Here is a 231-nt window from a genome sequence, read left to right on the forward strand (position 1 = left end):
CCTCAAGGCGTTGCAGAGGTTGAAACCGATCGACCTTTATGTCGAGAGCCATGTGCAGCCCTTCAGCTTTCCCGATGCGGAAAAGAAAGCCGCCTCGCCCATCATCGCGCTGGATCACGCTGATGTCGGCTATGTGCCGGGCAAGCCGGTGCTGCGCAATGTGACGCTGCGCATCGACAATGATGACCGCATCGCGCTGCTGGGATCAAACGGCAATGGTAAGTCCACACT

General features: G+C 58.0%; 1 protein-coding gene. It reads left to right on the forward strand.

What is annotated here, in order from left to right:
* Positions 1-231 (forward strand): hypothetical protein (locus HWD93_RS18945; protein ID WP_374115186.1); only part of this gene is annotated, 231 nt, incomplete at both ends.

The organism is Curtobacterium sp. C2H10, from assembly GCF_025407985.1.
Classification (GTDB): Bacteria; Actinomycetota; Actinomycetes; order Actinomycetales; family Microbacteriaceae; genus Curtobacterium.